Here is a 17,868-nt window from a genome sequence, read left to right as displayed (position 1 = left end):
AAAATAAAGGAGAATACATGATTATGCCTCAAAATCCTCATAACATCGAGCACCGCATCTATACAATGTGTATGATCCAGCAAAATAATGACGTTTTACTTATAAAACGTCCCAATCATCGAGGTTTTCCTGGCTACATAGCTCCTGGCGGAAAAGTAGATTTCCCAGAAAGCCTCTTACAAGCTGCTATACGAGAATCAAAAGAGGAAACTGGACTTCACGTTTCTAACTTAATTTTCAAGGGACTAGATGAATACGTAAATCCGAAAGAAAATGTTCGATATATGGTATTCAATTATTGGACAGATTCATTTGATGGTGAACTTCTTATGAACCCTCCTGAGGGCGAATTATTATGGGTGCCAATTGATGAAGCACTAAATCTTCCTATGCAAGATTGGTTTAAAGAACGATTCCCATTATTTTTTGAAAAAGGTACGTTTGAAATTCAACGTGTTTGGGACCGAGACTTAGATAAACAAGTTGCTATAACAATTACACATACGTAAAAAAGCTTGGAATCTCTCCAAGCTTTTCTTACTTCTCCTCTATTTTCTTAATCTCATAATCAATTTCTAAAAACTTAACTCCAAATATCCACATTCTATGGTTAGCTTCTAGTATATGATCCGTGCCCTCTTTTATAATAAAAGTCTCTGCTAACGGTAAACGTATTGTAAAGAAACGAGTATGCAAATAAATCCCCTCATCTCCCTTACCATTGCTTCTCAGCTTACTAGTAATGATTAAATCATTACTCTTATTACATAATTTCAAAATCCCTGTCATATTCGAATATGGTAAAGGTAATGCAATATTCATATATGTCTCGTTCCTATATGTATGCTTTGAGTAAAGAGCTACAAATATAGATTCTCCTGCTTCATTTTTTCTTAACCAAGCCCTTACATCCTCTCTTCCATCCTTCTCATCTATTATCCCGACGATAGAGCCATGCATCGTTTCCCACTTGCCACCCATTCCTAAATGTATTTGTCCTACACGTTTACTCATTTTCTCATAGCAAAATGCAAGCGGGCTGAACCAACGATTCCATTTAATATGTGATTGTAACTCATACTCTATTGTATTTTCATAAAAGCGAATAATACTTAAAGGAATCTTCGTCACGTTAAATGCCTCACTATGAAAATCATTCATATTATCAACTAAACCTTTGTATTCCTTGCCATCTATTAAATGTCTGTTATGTAAAAATGCTTCCCCAACTGTCGTATTTCCTCTTAACCTGCTCATTGGTTTCCCGTAATATTTATAATTCGGAGCACTCTTTTCAATCATCCAACCGACAAATGCTGGTAACGCCACTCCAATCCCATTGACAACACCGTGAATCCAAACCATTTGAGCAATTGTAATCGTCAGTACATATTTCAAATTCCCATATGAATATATAAGTGAAAACATAATTGTTACCATAAGTGTGCTAGACGATATGATCAGAAGAACCTTTGCACTGATAGCATTAAATTTCGTGCGCCAAACATAAATTCCATAACTATAAATCGCACATAAATATAGGAACACTGCAAAAATTTCAAATACTCTTGAGTACGTAATTCCTATTGCAACTGTCATAGGTGAAATAACGATGATAAACATAATAACATCATATACTTTACTTCTCTTTTCTCTTTTTCTCCCAATTAAACCGGCTGATAACGGCAATAGAAATGCTGAATAATGAAAGTGTGCAGCGGTAAGCAAAACAATGTCAGAACTAAAATTCATAATGGAAAGTTTTGCTACTGAAGCAAAAAACCAGAAACCACCTAAAAACAAATACATAAACGCACTATCGATAGCCGTCTCTTCTAACGGTTTCCATCCTCTTTCTAGCAATCTACTTACACCAAATAACGCAACAATTCCTGTATATACAAACCAAAGTAACGCAAAGAAATAGTGATTTGTTACGAAAGCTAGCGTTGCACTAATTGCTGCAATTGGATATAACAGCGATACCAGTTTATAAAAGAATACATATGATCCATCTCTTGTTTTCTTATCAATGATGCAAAATGACATCGGTATAAATAACAAAATAGATAATAATATAATTGCTTCAACTGGGTTTATATTTGACCACTCACATATTAGAAAAATAATATAACAAGCAAGCCCAACTATTATATTTTTCATTTCGTTTATTTCCTTTCCACAAATGTTCCCTTATATGAAAATAATGAACCAATTAACGGATTGCGTACTTGTACATGAATCCGAAAGCATTGCCTTGTTTCATCATAACTTTCTATAATATTGGCCTCCCCATATAAAAATCTAGGTAACGGGACTTTCCTTCCAAACATGTAAAACCATTGTTTCTTTGAAGAAATATGCATTGCTCCCACCTCATCAATATGAAAATTCAATGTAGAAACAAGTAAGTGCGGTTCACCAAAATAATCTACAATTTCATTATTCTTTTCATCCAACCGCATAACGGCATTAAAATATCTTTTCTTATTATGAAAATAAAAAGTACGATTCCACCGCACAAATTCATGTCCATGTTCATCTCGCTCAGCGGTATTATGTATTGTAAATGGCACTTCCTTCCCCCGCTCAGAGAAAAACATACGGAACTTCGATGCAATTTTTAATATGAATTTTACGAAAAAAGAACCTCCATAAATCTCATCCATCTTTCCTTCTCCAGTAAAACTATTTTCTTCTGTAATTTCATAGCGTTTCTGCAATTTCGGATGAAGTTTTTTATAAGAATCACCTAATAGTCTTTCATACATATTAGCCATACATTATCCCTTTCTCTTCCTCTTGCAATTTTTTGCACTTGGTAAATCAAAACTATTTATATAACCGACAATCGATAACCCCATTAGTAAAACGTTTAATGTAATTGGATTAAACGGCTCTGTAAAGCTTACGATATTCGTAAATCCTGCTGCTATCGTTAAGGCTATTAACATAAAAATATGTACGACAAATACTTTTCGCTTTTGAAATGGCAACAACCATATGACACCAAAAATAATTTCTAGTAATCCAATTATTTTAAGTACAAAAATACTATGTTCAGTTGAACCAATCATCACAGACAGCATTTTTACTTCTTCTGAATGAGTAAACACTAGTTTCGGCACTATTCCTTGATACATCCATACAAATGCAATTAAAAAACATACGAGCCAATATGTCATTGTTCTTCTAATTAGTAATCTAGGGTGCAATCCCTTTTCTAACCATAATTTTAAAGCATCAAAACTCCATGCAGTCGCCCAGCCCAATAACGGCCGAAACATATAGACATCTATTACATTCCCTATACGACCAAACCTCGTATCATAATCATATTGTGTCTCAAAATGAATCTGTTCTTCACACGGTGTATACTTCCAATAACCACGCCCTATTTGAATAATTGATAATTGATTGTCTGTCCAAAATTTTAAAGAAGAAATTCGTTCACCTGTTTCTTTTCTTATTTCACCTATCGATTCCCCTTCACCAGCTATTTCAAGTCCAAATCCGATTTTTGTTTTATATAAAAACTTCTGCGGTTCTCCCTCTTTTTTCTCTAAATACGAAATTTTAGTAAAGCGAGCATCCCATTCTGTATGTATATCTGGTTCTTGCGTATATTCCCATAATTTCTCCATTGTTGTGTTCATTTCTGTCGAAACATAAATAGGCTTTTTTCCCTTCATTCTTCTACCTCCAATGCTCTATGATTTTAATGTACATGTAAAAAATTTATTTTGCTACATTTTTCACAAACTTCCCTATAAAAAGAAAGAATTTTTAAAATTTATACAAAACACTTGATTCCCCGAAAAATTTAAATTATTATAAAACAAATGTTACCAACAACTTTATAAATCAAACACTCTCGCCTAAAACGTGAGATAGAGGTTGCGATACTTATGATTATTCTAATGGAGACACAGAGATGTCTATGAAATTAGACGAAAGGAAGTATTGCCGAAATCGATAATTTTCTCTGCATTTATCGATTGGGGCTGTTTTCGAATAGAAACAGAACTGTCATATGTACAGAAGTGTATGTATGAAGAGCTATCTACAAAAAAGAGATATCATTTTTATGATATTCCTTTTTTGGCGGTTTTTTTATTAGCTCCGTTTTCTGTTTCCCTTTTCCTGTAACAGCACCATCCTCACTTATTTGAGATGGTGTTTTTTGTTTTTCTCTGGTAACTACAGGAATATTGGGATTTATATATGTCCTAATCTATTCTTAAAAATGGATGAAAGAAGGAATTCGTAATGGAAACGATTGTACAAAAATTTGGTGGCACTTCTGTCGGAAGTGTTGAGCGTATTCAACATGTAGCAAATTTAATTATTGAAGAATATGAACGAGGACATAATATCGTCTCTGTCGTTTCGGCAATGGGAAAGAGCACAGATGAACTTGTCGCACTTGCTAACGCGATTTCAGAAAATCCGAGTAAACGCGAAATGGATATGCTTCTATCTACAGGAGAACAAGTAACTATTTCATTATTAACGATGGCACTACAAGCAAAAGGTTATAACGCGATTTCATTAACAGGATGGCAAGTTGGTATTACGACAGAATCTGTACATAGTAGTGCACGGATTACTGACATTCATACAGATCGAATTCAATCTTATCTTACTGAAGGTACGATTGTTATTGTAGCTGGCTTCCAAGGAGTTAGTGAAAACCATGAAATTACAACGCTTGGACGCGGTGGTTCTGATACAACAGCTGTTGCATTAGCTGCTGCACTGAAAGCAAAAAAATGTGATATTTACACGGATGTGACCGGTGTATATACGACGGACCCAAGAGTTGTAAAAGATGCTTATAAATTAGATGAAATTTCTTATGATGAAATGTTAGAACTAGCGAATCTCGGTGCTGGTGTATTACACCCACGTGCTGTTGAATTTGCTAAAAATCATAATGTCATTTTAGAAGTTCGCTCAAGTATGGAACAAGAAAACGGAACAATTGTAAAAGGAGAATGTAACATGGAACAACAATCAATCGTTAAAGGTATTGCATTTGAAGATAATATTACACGCGTCACAATGAAAGGATTGGAACACGGTTCACTTTCAACAGTCTTCTCTACATTAGCAGCGGCACATATTAATGTAGATATCATCATTCAAAGTATTACAAATGAAGGAACTGTTCACCTCTCCTTCTCAATCCATTCTAATGATTTAAAAGAAACATTAGAGGTATTAGAACAACATCAAGAAACATTACAATATGAATCTGTAGAATATGAAAATCATTTAGCAAAAGTATCAATTGTAGGATCTGGTATGGTCTCTAATCCGGGTGTTGCTGCGAATATGTTCTCTACTTTAAAAGAAGAAGATATTCATATTAAAATGGTAAGTACATCAGAAATTAAAGTGTCTGTCGTTATTGACCGCCTTCATTTAGTAACAGGTGTCGAGGCGCTGCATCAATCATTTATGGCGAAAATTGAGCCTTTAGTGCAGATGAGTTAATTTCCACTAGTAAAACTTAAAACAAATTATATGAATCTATTTCCTACCTATATTAATAGAAATAGGATGGGAATATTTTGCGGGGAAGTCGAAGTTATATTACCGAATAAAAACTACATTATCAAATTCTTACAATAATAGCATTCACGAAAGAAAGTTCACGCGTATTTCAATAGTAGAGGGTTTACGAAGTGTTGTTCGTTAATAAGATATTATATACTATACTGAAAACACCTTGTCACACTTTCCTACACTGTGACAAGGTGTTTTTTGTTTAGAAGGAACTTTAGTATAATTATGGGGAGAATTAAATAATACATTTCTACATATAAGGAGATAAAAACTATGGCAAACAACAAATTACTAAGAATGGACAATGTCAGCATCGTTGTAGAATCTCTTGATAACGCAATATCTTTCTTCGAAGAGATTGGATTAAAACTAGAAGGACGCGCTACTGTCGAAGGTGAATGGGCTGGTCGCGTAACCGGACTCGGTTCTCAGTGCGTGGAGATTGCTATGATGGTAACCCCAGATGGCCATAGCCGAATTGAACTTTCGCGATTTCTCACACCACCTACTATTGCAGATCACCGGACAGCTCCTGTAAATGCCCTCGGTTATTTGCGCGTCATGTTCACCGTTGAAGACATTGACGAAATGGTATCCAGACTTACTAAGCACGGTGCTCAGCTCGTTGGCGAAGTAGTTCAGTACGAGAACTCGTATCGACTTTGCTACATTCGTGGAACCGAGGGGATTTTAATTGGTTTAGCAGAAGAACTCGGTAATAAATAAGTAATGTTTTATAAGAAGTCTTTACTAAAGTAAAAATATTTGAAAGAAATTCTTGCTTCATAAAACTTAGATTTTCAACCCCGTTCTAACTTTAGAACGGGGTTATGCTTATTTGAGCTTTTTAACATACTATCGACATCAAAAAAACATTATATAACAATTTTTCACTTGCTATACTCTTTCCTAGGAAATATAACTTACGCTTCTCACTTCTTATCATATATATCTTTTCTTTTGAAAAACGATTTGAACTCATTCAACATAACTTTCTTTACGTCAGAGTAAAAAACCATCATGAATAGTGCAATTCCTAATAATATCTCTTGCATTCCTTCATAATCAACGAAAGCACTAACAATTAGCAAACCAAATCCAATATAAAAACCAAACTCATTCTCTTTCTCAAAATCCTCATCTTCCTCAATATGTATTTTCTCTTTTAAATTTTGGTTCCCTTTTATTAACTCATCGAGCGTAACATTATACATTTCACTCAATAAAATCAAATTTTCAATATCCGGGCAACTTTTATCATGTTCCCACTTATACACTGCTTGCCTCGTTATACCAATCTTTTTAGCAACATCTTCCTGTGAAAAACCTTTTGACTCTCGTAATCTTTTAAGTTGTTGTCCTAAGCTCATAACGCCCCCCCTTTAACAAATTATTACATAATAGGAGATAAAAAAGAAAGAAACTATTGGTAAAATCCACTGTAAACCATTCGTTTACACAATAAAAAAGAGAGAATAACTCTTTGAGTTATTCTCTCTCTTCTATTAAAACAGATGAATGTTTTCTTTCTTGCAAGCTTCACGTAAATCGTCAGGCCATACAGAAGATTGAACTTCACCGATATGTGCTTTTCGTAAGAAGTACATGCACATTCTTGATTGTCCAATACCACCGCCAATTGTTAATGGTAGTACGTCTTCTAAAATACCTTTATGGAAATCGTACTCACGTTTGAAATCTTCACCTGTTTTCGTTAATTGCTCATCAAGTGATTTGCTATCAACACGAATTCCCATTGATGATAATTCGAATGAAGATTGTAATACTGGGTGCCAGAATAAAATGTCACCGTTTAATTTCCAATCATCATAATCAGCTGCGCGCCCATCATGCTTTTCACCTGAACGAAGTGCATCACCAATTCCGATAATGAAGACTGCACCGTGTTCTTTTGCAATTGCATGTTCACGATCTTTCGGTGTTAATTCTGGATATTTATCTTCTAGTTCTTGGGAAGTGATGAAAACAATTTCTTCTGGTAAATACTTTCCAAGGAACGGATACTTTTCAAATAAGTGATCTTCTAAATCTTTGAATATTCCATAAATTGTTTGTACTGTTTTTTGTAAGTAATCTACAGTACGCCATTCTTTTTGAACGATTTTTTCCCAATCCCATTGGTCAACGTAAATGGAATGTGTTGCATCAAGTTCTTCATCACGACGAATCGCGTTCATGTTTGTATATAAACCTTCACCAGCTTCATATCCATATTCATGTAATGCGAATCTTTTCCATTTCGCTAGTGAATGAACAATTTCTAATTCTTCTCCTGAGTGTAACATATCAAATTCAATTGGACGTTCTACACCGTTTAGGTGATCATTTAATCCTGATTTTTTCGTTACGAATAATGGTGCAGATACGCGGAATAGTTCAAGGCGTTTTGCTAATTGATCCTCGAAAAATGTTTTAACTTCCTTAATTGCGATTTGAGTCTCTCTTACTGTCATTAATGATTGATACATGGTGGTTTCCTCCTAAAATGTTTGGATGTTGTGAAAAGAAGCCAACAAAAAAAGCCCTTCTTTCCCAAAAAACTGGGACGAAAGGCTTTGGTTCCGCGGTACCACCCAAATTAGCAACAGAGGTTGCTCACTTATACAATACGGAGATAAAATATCTCGATACTGTTCTTCTTGTAACGGCGAAGTTCCCGGCTAAGTCTACTTTCCTGTAAAGGATTTCGGTTAGCAACTCCAGGAGGTTCTTCATAATAGGCTTCGTATCAGGCTCACACCACCCCTGACTCGCTTAGACTACATCCTACTACTACTCGTCCTTTCATAGTCGTTTTGTTGTCACATCTCTGAAACATTTTATTAATGATTATTCTATACAAAAAATAAAGAAAGTCAACAAAAATTTAAAAATATTTTTCAATTCTTTATTTTACGGCTTTATTGATTGTTGCTAATTTAACATCTTTACTTTTTCTGTCTCGTCAATCCAAAAAACGTTTCACTAACCGAGACTAACATATACACAACAAGTAATGTAATCGTTCGAAATATAGAATCCGCAGTATTTCGTATTATTTTCATTTTCTTTGTAATTCCTTTCAGTTTACGTGCAAATTCGTGTTATACTATAGCATTCAAGCAGTTTATTTTTACTTAAAGTAAACATAGTCATTTATAAAGAGTATGTTCTAAATCATTGACTATTATCAAATAAGATTTTTATATAACGGAGTGATCATATGAGTAAAACGAAAGCAAAACCGAAAAAAGGTGTAGGACAAGGTACAGGAAGTAAAGGATGGAATCGTTGGCAATCAAGTGCAAAGAAAAAGGCAGCTGCCAAGCCATATAAAAGTAAAGGGAATAAAAAGTAAATTCTGTATTATCTCTTTACTTTGTTCAAAACAATTTATAATTATTACACTAAAAAAGCTATGCTCTCATACATGTGAAAGCATAGCTTTTTTATTAAATCATTAAAATATCTCGTATTTCTTCCTCAGTAATTGAAGACAATTTCTCTTCTCCTGGCTCAATCACTTCAGCTATTAAATTTTTCTTACTTTCTTGCAGTTCATGCATTTTTTCCTCAATGGTTCCGTGGGCCACTAACTTAATAACTTGTACCGTATTTTTTTGTCCCATTCGATATGCTCTATCTGCTGCTTGTTGTTCAACAGCTGGATTCCACCATAAGTCGTACAATATAACCGTATCAGCACCCGTTAAATTTAGACCTGTACCACCAGCTTTTAAAGAAATGAGAAACAGGTCCCCTTCTCCTTCGTTAAAGCGGTCACATAGCTCTACACGTTCTTGCGAAGGTGTATTTCCGTCTAAATAAAAGTATGGAATCGCTTGACGATTTAACTCACGGCCAATAATGGACAGCATCTTCGTAAATTGAGAAAAGATTAAAATTCTCTTACCAGTACTTCTGCATTCCTCTAGTATCTCTAGCAATTGCTCAAATTTAGCTGAACTCCCCTTATAATCATCAACGAATAAAGCGGGATGATTACAAATTTGTCGTAATCTCGTTAAGCCAGCTAAAATTCTAATTTTATTTTTACGTAACGTATCTTTATCTAAATGCTTTAACGTTTCTTCCCTTAATTTCGCTAAATAAGCAGCATATAGTCTCTTTTGATCTGGTAATAACTCCGATGACTGTAAGTGCTCTATTTTATCTGGAAGCTCCTGTAATACGTCTTCTTTTAATCGTCGTAATACGAAAGGTTTAACGCGCTTCGCTATATCTTCGCGCCTTAAATCACCGAATTCTTTTCTTCCCGGTAATAATTCCGGAAAGACGACATGGAAGATAGACCATAGCTCTTCTAATGAATTTTCGACAGGCGTTCCCGTTAGTCCGAAACGATGCTCAGCTTGAATAGTTTTCACTGCTCTTGCAGTTTGCGTTGTAGGATTTTTAAACGCCTGTGCTTCATCAAGAAATAGTGTATGAAACGGCCTCGCATACGATCTTATATCTCTTCTCAGTAACGGATATGACGTAATTACAACATCAAATTCCGCTACGTCCTTTAAAATTTTCCGTCGTTCTGTTTGAGTTCCATCTGCAATAACCGCTCTAATATGCGGGGCGAATTTTTTCAATTCACTAAACCAATTGTAGACGAGCGAGGACGGTGAAACGACTAATATAGGTAGCTTCTTCTCCCGAATTTCAGGCAAAACAGAATCTATAAAAGCAATACTTTGTAGCGTTTTTCCAAGTCCCATATCGTCTGCTAAAATACCGCCAAAACGATAATAGGCAAGTGTTTTCATCCACTCGAATCCGTATACTTGATACTCTCTCATTACAGCATGTAAAGTTTGCGGCACTGTAAACTTTAATTTTTTCGGGTTTTGAATGCTTTCAACTAAATCTTGAACAGACTCATCTAAACTTAAAACATGACCTTCGTGAAGTCCGTTCATCCATTTTACACTCCGAATAAGCGGAACATTCACTTCTTCCCCATGTAAAAATTCTTTTCGAATACCTGATTCTTTTACAAACTGATTAATTTCATTAAACTCTTTGCTCTCTAGTGACAATAAAGAACCATTCGCTAATCGGTAATATTTGCGTTTCTCTTCAAGAGCCACTAATACACCTTTAATTTCCGCTTCCGGTATTCCTTTTATATCAAAACGAAACGATAACCAATCAATTCTTTCTTTTCTTCTTACCCTAATAAGAGGTGCTGTATCCCCTTTATGAATGCGTAATTTAATTGCTGTTGTCGCGTAAATATCAACTAAGCCTTTTAACGTTGGAACGACATGATATAAAAAGTTATACTCAGCTTCTTCATTATGCATAAAATAACCGCCTTCTGTTTTCGCGAAGGCACTTTCACTCATAACGTCTAAAATCTCTTTTTCCTTTTTCTCATCCCGATTAAAAACAGACGGCTGCCCGTCTTCTTCTAGCGGATTAATCACGACGTTTCCATAATGGAATTCAAGTCCTGCTAACAAACGATTTTTTACTCGATCTAAATACAACTTTGCTTTTAGAGACGGTGTTTCAACACGATCGGATATGACTTCATCAATGCGTACCGTTCCAAGTTTCATTAATCCTGGTACAACTTTCGCTACAAAATGTTCCATCTTATTTTCAGGAATATAAAACTGATTGCTATTTGAGCGACTCATCATCTTTTGTAGTTCGATAAGTCGCATACAATCTTCTATAGGTAAATGATATAGTTTCCCATCATAAAGAGCGTTGTTATACATGTCCATCACTTGAACACGATTTAAGCCGTCTATATGAAGTGTGAATCCACCATTATTTCCTTTCGTAAATTCAAAATGTAATGGCAATAAACCGTTTGACATTTGCAAGCCATGAAACAGCTGCTCATTTTGTTTCAGCTGTACATACTCAACTTTAGTAAGTGAAGAGAGCATATCTTGCCATGAAGCTGGCGGTATGAATATCATACTTTCATCTTGTTTCGCATGTACTTCTAACGTATCTTCATACATTTTTTCGTTATGATATATTTTAATGAGTTGTTGTATAATTGTATCCGTTTCTTGTTTAAAGCTGTGTACATCTGGCGTGTATGTAAATTCATTAGAGCAATGAAAATTCTCTCTTTTCTCCACTTTAGAAAGAAATTCTCTAATATGATTTATAACATATGTTTTCGCAAGTTTTAACTGAATTCCAAGAAGGGCCCCACCACTTTTCGTAGCTACTGGTGAACATATAAACGAAACATCTAATATTTCACGTGTATCAAAACGGTGTTGTTTACTTTTTGGCCGCAGTGGTTTGTCTGCAAACAACTGAAACATCCCGTTTGTTAATTGATCATTTTTACTACTAACAGGGCCCATTCCACCCGTTTGCTGGTTATAATTTATTTGTATTAGTACGGCTGCAACATGTTGACAGTATGTTTGAAAAGACGCTAATGAAGGACAACTACATCTAGCAACTACATCACCTTTTTTAGCTTTTTCTACTGTAACATGAAAATCTTCATTCCCTTTTACCGTCGCCTCACAAATTTCTTTCTTTTCATCATAATGATTCACGATTACTTTATTTGCCTTATAATAAGCTTCGCCTCTTTTATATGAGGTCTCTCCGCACACTTCTTTAATAATCGATTTATTTAATGTAAAACTCATTGTTTTGACACTTCCTTAATGTAAAACCATTTTCTCTTACTTAACATTTTACATGCTTAACGAGAAAATATAAAATGTTGATTGAACAAAAAAAGATGCTTATTTATAAGCACCTTCTTCACTCTATCTCCATCAACCTTTTCGCCTCAAAATACAACACTTGAATAAATTTTTTCGTATTAATTCGTATATGTCCAGAAGTCGCTATTTCATCCTTTGTCATTTCTGTCATTCGTTTTCTCACTACAGTAAAATCAAAAAATTTCGGGGCATAGCTTTCAAATTTTGGATTTGAAAAGTCTGTTAGTCCGAGTGAAGCTAAATGATTCAATGATTGATAAATCGCTCTTCTTACACGTTGTTCAGATGCTTTTCTCTCCTTATCTATATCTACATCTGAAGCTATATGATCTAATTTTTTTAATGTGATTTGGTGAAAAATGTCTTTTAACGCAGGAAATCCAAATTCAAATGTTTGCGCCTTTTCTTGTCCGTATAAATATTCCAGCATACTAAGTAAATCTTTACTTCCATTCTCTCCCGCAATACCGAGTTCTGCTAGTAAGAAGCGTCCGGAATCTGCTATCTTTTTTGCTTCTTGCACCGGTTCATTGCGCATTTGCGGCTGCTCCCACTGAAACACGTTATTCAATGATTTTTGAATATCATGTATGGAACGCTCCAAGCGAATCCGTTCCATTACTTTTCGTACGACAGATTCAACTTCAATTTTGTTTAGTGGTTTCGTAATATAATATTCCACACCAAGTGTATATGCCTCACCAATGAGCTGTTTCGATTCAACTTGAGAAATCATAATAATTTTCCCATTGAATGAAGACGCTATTTGGCGAACTGTTTCAATGCCATCTCTCATCGGCATAAGTAAATCAATAAATAAAATATCCACTTTTTTATAATTTAACTGTTCTGCTTCAACAAAAGCTCCATCTTCCGATTCTCCAATTACTTCCCCAAGGTCGCCATCCTCAATAATTTGCGAAAGCATTGAACGGAAAACTTCATCATCATCTACGATATAATAAAACAAACCTATTCCCCTTCCCGCTTTAAACTGCACTCCGGTAAACAAACGATAAACTTACACCCTTTTCCGGTTTCATTATCTTCTAACCTTACTTCTCCGCCGAGCTCTGTTACCATTTCATGTATGTAAGAAAGTCCAATCCCTGTTGACGGTGTTCCTGTTTGATCATACTTGGACGTAAACCCGGGCTTAAATACTAATTTCTTATACTTTTGTGCTATACCAGGGCCATCGTCAATTACTTCAAAGACTACATGTTGCTCTCGTTTATATAATTTTATATGAATAAGACCTCTATCTTCAATTGCTTCCACTGCATTCGCAACTAAGTTATTAAAGATTGATAGCACTGTATACACGTGGTATGCAGCGTGTTCACCCTCTATATGTTTAGAAAAACGTATATCTTTACCTAGCATTTCAGCATACTTTTCATTTATTCTTACGATCATTTCTGTAAGCTCATGACCTTCTACATACTCCGCCACATTTTTATCTAATAGCAGTTTAGATAACCCCGCAAAAATCCTTTGATTATCTTTTTTAATTTCATGCACTTCTCCTGCTATTTTCAATGCTGTTTTACTACTGGAATCATCGCCTGTCTGTAAATTTCGATATAGTTGATACGCTTCTTGTGTAATCAATTCTGCATTTTGTAACGTTTTTTTCAAATGAACTGATTCTACATATAAATTTGAAAGGTGCATGAACATTTTTTCATTTTCTTTTCGAACTTGCGATTCTTTTAATTTCGTTTCATATAAAATCATCATATTTAAAAAGCCTAGTGCAAAGAAACTACGGAAAATAGCAATAATGATAAGTTTATTTACTTCAGAAACTGTTATCGTTGTACCGAGCACGACCATATGATAAATCGCTAGTTCTGACATACTTGCGATAATTTCAATTGTAATTCCAAGGCAACCAATAACGATTGGTTTCTGATGAAACTTATTCACCCTACAAAATGAAAAAAGACTTCCATAAATAAAATAATAAAAGAACACAGGATAACGCAAATAAAATGATTCTGTCATATGAAATGACCCTTGCATAACCCAGTCAAGACATACGCGGAATAAAACGACACATATACCGACAAGAATACCTGCAGCTGCCGCTGGTATTCTTCTTAAAAATAGTAATAAAAAGAAGAAAAGCGGTGTCCCAAAACTAACGCGAAACGTATCGTTAAAAGGATGAAAATTAAGCTCTCCAGCAATCGGAACAACAACCATTAATATAATTAAAAGGGATATATCTTTCTTCCATAACTGATTCCAATTCAAAGGTGCCACTTCCTATACTTTTTGTCAGTAGTAAAAATGAAAGCCCGCTTATATAATAAACGGGCTTTATTTCTATATGCTAACCTTTTCTACCGCTTTTATTTGGCGATACTCAGGCTCCCAGATTGCTTCTTTCACTGCAATCTTGATATCGTTATCACTTAAATTCTCTCTAGCTACACCTTCTGCAACAGCAACTTTCGCTACTTCAATTGCAACCATTTCCGAGATATTACGTAACTCTTCAACTTCTGGCAAAATAGGTGCTCCTGGCTGACTTGTGTCTACCATGCTTGCAACCGCTTCAGCAGCTGCTGCGAACATTCCATCCGTCATGACGCTTGCACGTACAACAATTGTTCCAAGGCCAAGCCCTGGGAAAATAAGTGCATTATTTGATTGTCCAATCACATACGTTACACCGTTATATATAACTGGTTCAAATGGACTTCCTGTTGCTACTAATGCTTTTCCTTCTGTCCACTCGATTAGATCAGCTGGTTTCGCTTCAGCAAGTGGCGTCGGATTCGACATTGGTAAAATGATTGGTCTTTCTACGTGAGAAGCCATTTCTTTAATAATCTCTTCTTTAAATGCTCCTGCAACCGTTGATGTACCAATTAAAATTGTCGGTTTTACATGTTTCACAACTTCAGCAAGTCCGATCACATCATTTTGTTTCCACTCACTTACTTCCACTTCTTTTCGTGCATACGGCATTTGGAAATCAAGAAGATCTTCCATATTATCTGTAACTAACCCGTTACGATCAATACACCAGAAACGCTTATATGATTCTTCTTCTGATACGCCTACGCGGACCATTGCATCTCTAACTTGATCTGCGATACCGATCCCAGCCGTCCCAGCACCAAATACAACAACGCGGTGTTCACTTAACGGTACACCTGAAGCTTTCACTGCCGATAATACAGCAGCAAGAGAAACTGCACCTGTACCTTGAATATCATCATTAAATGTACAAATATCATGACGATATTTATCTAAAATTTTTCGTGCATTTCGAGAACTAAAGTCTTCCCAATGTAATAGTGCTTTCGGGAATTGCTTATTTACCGCTTGTACAAACGTATCAATAAACTCATCATAAGCTTCACCAGTTATACGAGGGTGACGATTTCCAATATAAAATGGATTATTTAATAGTTCTTCACGATTTGTACCTACGTCTAGAATTACCGGTAATACACGACTAGGATCGATTCCAACCGCGGCCGTATAAACAGCTAGTTTTCCGATTGCGATGTTAATACCACCAACGCCCCAGTCACCAATTCCAAGTATGCCTTCTCCATCTGTTACAACGACTAAATCAATATTTTCTGCTGTTGCACCAATATTGGCGAATGCTTCTTCAATACCTGACGGATCGTTAATTGATAAATACACACCACGTGGTTTACGATATTCATGACTATATCTTTGAATTGCTACACCAACAGTTGGTGTATATACGATCGGTAACATTTCACGTAAATGATTTGTTAATATACGATAAAATAATACTTCATTTCGATCATGCAATGCCGTTAAGTATACATTCTTTAATAAATCATCCGGCTGAGAACAAAATTGTTCATATGCTCGGCGTGCTTGTTCTTCTAACGTTAAAACTGCTGGCGGTAATAACCCTTTTAAACCTAATTCTTCTCTCTCTTCTTGCGTGAAAGCGACCCCTTTATTTAAAAGTGGTGTTGATAATACTTCTACTCCTCTTAATGTCGTTTCTAATGAACCATTAGAAGCTACTGTAAACTTACTCATAACATCCCTACCTCTATTCATATATAGCATTTCTATATTGTAAACAAAAAAGAGGGGCTTGTCCCCCCTCTTCTTTTAATTTTTCTTTAAAAGAGTTGCTCCTGCAATCCCTGGGTGTGTCATTTCGAATGGATCTAGAATTAACTCTAAGTCTTCTTGTGACAATACACCATTTTTCACACAAAGTTCTCGAACGGATTGCCCTGTTGCAATTGCTTCTTTCGCAACGCGAGCTGCTGCTTCATAACCGATATGAGGGTTCACGGCTGTAATAATTCCTACACTCTTCTCAACATACTCTTTTAAGCGATCTTCATTTGCTTCAATTCCTTTTAAGCAATTATCTGTAAAGGCACGGAAACCATTATTCATAATGCTAATAGATTGAAGTAAGTTGAATACAAGTACTGGTTCCATAACGTTTAATTCTAGTTGTCCTGCTTCTGAAGCAAGGCAAATTGTATGGTCGTTACCAATTACTTGGAACGCAATTTGGTTAATTACTTCTGGCATAACAGGATTTACTTTCCCTGGCATAATTGATGAACCTGGTTGACGAGCTGGTAGCATAATTTCCGCTAAACCAACGCGTGGACCTGATGCCATTAAGCGAAGGTCATTTGCAATTTTAGACATATTCATCATACACACTTTAAGTGCTGCTGATACTTCTGTATATGCATCCGTATTTTGCGTTGCATCTACTAAGTCTTCTGCACCAACAAGTGGTAATTCACTGATTGCAGCTAAATGTTTTACAACTGCTTCAATATATTCTGGATCTGCATTTAATCCTGTACCAACTGCAGTTGCTCCCATATTTACTTCATATAGATGTTGACGTGATTGCTTAATACGTTTCATATCACGTTCAAGTACGCGAGAGTATGCTTTAAATTCTTGACCAAGACGAATTGGCACAGCGTCTTGTAAATGTGTACGACCCATTTTAATCACATGATCGAACTGTTCTGCTTTTAATTCAAATACATCGTGCATATAACCCATCGTTTGTAATAAACCTTCTAATGCGTTTAATGTTGCAATATGAATCGCCGTTGGGAATGCATCGTTTGTTGATTGCGCCATGTTCACATGACTATTTGGACTAATATAATGATAGTCTCCCTTTTCCATTCCTAATAATTCAAGAGCACGATTGGCCATGACTTCATTTGCATTCATGTTCATTGAAGTACCTGCTCCGCCTTGGATTGGATCTACGATGAAATGATCATGCCATTTTCCATCAAGAATTTCTTGAGCGGCTTCTGCGATCGCGCCGCCCTTGTTCAATTCCAATCTTCCTACATCTGTATTAGCAAGCGCTGCAGCTTTTTTTACAATTGCGAATGCTTTAATTAAGCCTTCATGGATTTTGTATCCTGTAATTGGGAAGTTTTCTACTGCACGCATAGTCTGTACGCCATAGTATGCATAGTTTGGTACTTCTTTTTCACCTAAAAAATCTTTTTCAATTCGAACACCATTTTTAACTTCAGTTAATGTTGCCATGATTATT

At 35.5% G+C, this 17,868-nt stretch carries 14 protein-coding genes, 1 riboswitch and 1 other annotated feature; of the genes, 4 read left to right on the top strand and 10 right to left on the bottom strand.

Going from position 1 to position 17,868, the window contains the following annotated elements; all coding sequences use genetic code 11:
- Positions 1 to 23: 23 nt before the first annotated feature.
- Positions 24 to 509 (top strand): 8-oxo-dGTP diphosphatase, encoded by a 486-nt coding sequence (locus tag MHB74_RS09075; RefSeq protein WP_061676622.1) that lies wholly within the window; start codon positions 24 to 26, stop codon positions 507 to 509.
- A 28-nt stretch (positions 510 to 537) separates the two neighbouring features.
- Here MHB74_RS09075 and MHB74_RS09070 read toward each other — a convergent pair whose 3' ends face one another.
- Genes MHB74_RS09070 through MHB74_RS09060 form a run of 3 tightly spaced genes read right to left on the bottom strand, consistent with a single transcriptional unit; the run spans position 538 to position 3,692 of the window.
- Positions 538 to 2,163, bottom strand: coding sequence for a YndJ family protein (locus tag MHB74_RS09070; protein ID WP_061676621.1), 1,626 nt, complete (start codon positions 2,161 to 2,163; stop codon positions 538 to 540).
- 5 nt (positions 2,164 to 2,168) lie between these two features.
- Entirely contained in the window at positions 2,169 to 2,780 is a 612-nt protein-coding gene (locus tag MHB74_RS09065; RefSeq protein ID WP_061676620.1) for a DUF4166 domain-containing protein, read from the bottom strand.
- Between the two features lie 3 nt (positions 2,781 to 2,783).
- Positions 2,784 to 3,692, bottom strand: coding sequence for a DoxX-like family protein (locus MHB74_RS09060; RefSeq protein WP_061676619.1), 909 nt, complete (start codon positions 3,690 to 3,692; stop codon positions 2,784 to 2,786).
- A gap of 191 nt (positions 3,693 to 3,883) precedes the next feature.
- A riboswitch (Lysine riboswitch) is annotated at positions 3,884 to 4,070 on the top strand.
- A gap of 199 nt (positions 4,071 to 4,269) precedes the next feature.
- Here MHB74_RS09060 and MHB74_RS09055 point away from each other — a divergent pair.
- Together MHB74_RS09055 and MHB74_RS09050 are read left to right on the top strand one after the other, a co-directional pair.
- Positions 4,270 to 5,499 carry an aspartate kinase gene (locus tag MHB74_RS09055; protein ID WP_061676618.1) on the top strand — a complete coding sequence of 410 codons (1,230 nt, stop codon included), beginning with the start codon at positions 4,270 to 4,272 and terminating at the stop codon, positions 5,497 to 5,499.
- A 345-nt stretch (positions 5,500 to 5,844) separates the two neighbouring features.
- Positions 5,845 to 6,297 carry a VOC family protein gene (locus MHB74_RS09050; protein ID WP_061676617.1) on the top strand — a complete coding sequence of 151 codons (453 nt, stop codon included), beginning with the start codon at positions 5,845 to 5,847 and terminating at the stop codon, positions 6,295 to 6,297.
- A 206-nt stretch (positions 6,298 to 6,503) separates the two neighbouring features.
- On the opposite strand, the gene MHB74_RS09045 is transcribed toward MHB74_RS09050, so the two are convergent.
- Both MHB74_RS09045 and asnA read right to left on the bottom strand, forming a co-directional pair.
- Complete coding sequence (locus MHB74_RS09045) at positions 6,504 to 6,941, bottom strand: helix-turn-helix domain-containing protein (protein WP_061676616.1); 438 nt, start codon at positions 6,939 to 6,941, stop codon at positions 6,504 to 6,506.
- Positions 6,942 to 7,076: 135 nt separating this feature from the next.
- Positions 7,077 to 8,060 carry an aspartate--ammonia ligase gene (gene asnA, locus MHB74_RS09040; RefSeq protein WP_061676615.1) on the bottom strand — a complete coding sequence of 328 codons (984 nt, stop codon included), beginning with the start codon at positions 8,058 to 8,060 and terminating at the stop codon, positions 7,077 to 7,079.
- Between the two features lie 70 nt (positions 8,061 to 8,130).
- Positions 8,131 to 8,389 (bottom strand) — a binding site (T-box leader).
- A gap of 405 nt (positions 8,390 to 8,794) precedes the next feature.
- Here asnA and MHB74_RS09035 point away from each other — a divergent pair.
- Positions 8,795 to 8,929, top strand: a complete 135-nt coding sequence (locus tag MHB74_RS09035) for a DUF3934 family protein (protein WP_061657016.1) — start codon at positions 8,795 to 8,797, stop codon at positions 8,927 to 8,929.
- A gap of 94 nt (positions 8,930 to 9,023) precedes the next feature.
- On the opposite strand, the gene MHB74_RS09030 is transcribed toward MHB74_RS09035, so the two are convergent.
- The 5 genes from MHB74_RS09030 to aspA all read right to left on the bottom strand — a co-directional run bounded on the left by MHB74_RS09030 (position 9,024) and on the right by aspA (position 17,861).
- A complete protein-coding gene (locus tag MHB74_RS09030) occupies positions 9,024 to 12,218 on the bottom strand; it encodes a DEAD/DEAH box helicase (protein ID WP_061676614.1) in 3,195 nt (1,064 codons plus the stop codon).
- Positions 12,219 to 12,336: 118 nt separating this feature from the next.
- On the bottom strand, positions 12,337 to 13,269 hold the full coding sequence (locus MHB74_RS09025) for a response regulator (RefSeq protein WP_061676613.1): 933 nt from the start codon (positions 13,267 to 13,269) through the stop codon (positions 12,337 to 12,339).
- Positions 13,270 to 13,271: 2 nt separating this feature from the next.
- Positions 13,272 to 14,570, bottom strand: a complete 1,299-nt coding sequence (locus MHB74_RS09020) for a sensor histidine kinase (protein WP_081110123.1) — start codon at positions 14,568 to 14,570, stop codon at positions 13,272 to 13,274.
- Between the two features lie 63 nt (positions 14,571 to 14,633).
- Positions 14,634 to 16,346: an oxaloacetate-decarboxylating malate dehydrogenase gene (malS, locus tag MHB74_RS09015; protein ID WP_061676678.1), complete on the bottom strand. Its 1,713-nt coding sequence runs from the start codon at positions 16,344 to 16,346 to the stop codon at positions 14,634 to 14,636.
- Between the two features lie 75 nt (positions 16,347 to 16,421).
- Positions 16,422 to 17,861 carry an aspartate ammonia-lyase gene (gene aspA, locus MHB74_RS09010; RefSeq protein ID WP_061676611.1) on the bottom strand — a complete coding sequence of 480 codons (1,440 nt, stop codon included), beginning with the start codon at positions 17,859 to 17,861 and terminating at the stop codon, positions 16,422 to 16,424.
- Positions 17,862 to 17,868: the final 7 nt, after the last annotated feature.

Origin of the sequence: Bacillus sp. FSL K6-0069 (genome assembly GCF_038007785.1) — a bacterium.
Classification (GTDB): Bacteria; Bacillota; Bacilli; order Bacillales; family Bacillaceae_G; genus Bacillus_A; species Bacillus_A mobilis.
The sequence above is the reverse complement of the archived record's forward strand: the minus strand, read 5'-3'. Positions and strand labels throughout refer to the sequence as shown.

Excerpts from the sequence above, each read along its gene's own strand:
- MHB74_RS09075 (WP_061676622.1), top strand. The coding sequence starts at position 24 with ATGCCTCAAAATCCTCATAACATCGAGCACCGCATCTATACAATGTGT.
- MHB74_RS09070 (WP_061676621.1), bottom strand. The coding sequence starts at position 2,163 with ATGAAAAATATAATAGTTGGGCTTGCTTGTTATATTATTTTTCTAATA.
- MHB74_RS09065 (WP_061676620.1), bottom strand. The coding sequence starts at position 2,780 with ATGGCTAATATGTATGAAAGACTATTAGGTGATTCTTATAAAAAACTT.
- MHB74_RS09060 (WP_061676619.1), bottom strand. The coding sequence starts at position 3,692 with ATGAAGGGAAAAAAGCCTATTTATGTTTCGACAGAAATGAACACAACA.
- MHB74_RS09055 (WP_061676618.1), top strand. The coding sequence starts at position 4,270 with ATGGAAACGATTGTACAAAAATTTGGTGGCACTTCTGTCGGAAGTGTT.
- MHB74_RS09050 (WP_061676617.1), top strand. The coding sequence starts at position 5,845 with ATGGCAAACAACAAATTACTAAGAATGGACAATGTCAGCATCGTTGTA.
- MHB74_RS09045 (WP_061676616.1), bottom strand. The coding sequence starts at position 6,941 with ATGAGCTTAGGACAACAACTTAAAAGATTACGAGAGTCAAAAGGTTTT.
- asnA (WP_061676615.1), bottom strand. The coding sequence starts at position 8,060 with ATGTATCAATCATTAATGACAGTAAGAGAGACTCAAATCGCAATTAAG.
- MHB74_RS09035 (WP_061657016.1), top strand. The coding sequence starts at position 8,795 with ATGAGTAAAACGAAAGCAAAACCGAAAAAAGGTGTAGGACAAGGTACA.
- MHB74_RS09030 (WP_061676614.1), bottom strand. The coding sequence starts at position 12,218 with ATGAGTTTTACATTAAATAAATCGATTATTAAAGAAGTGTGCGGAGAG.
- malS (WP_061676678.1), bottom strand. The coding sequence starts at position 16,346 with ATGAGTAAGTTTACAGTAGCTTCTAATGGTTCATTAGAAACGACATTA.
- aspA (WP_061676611.1), bottom strand. The coding sequence starts at position 17,861 with ATGGCAACATTAACTGAAGTTAAAAATGGTGTTCGAATTGAAAAAGAT.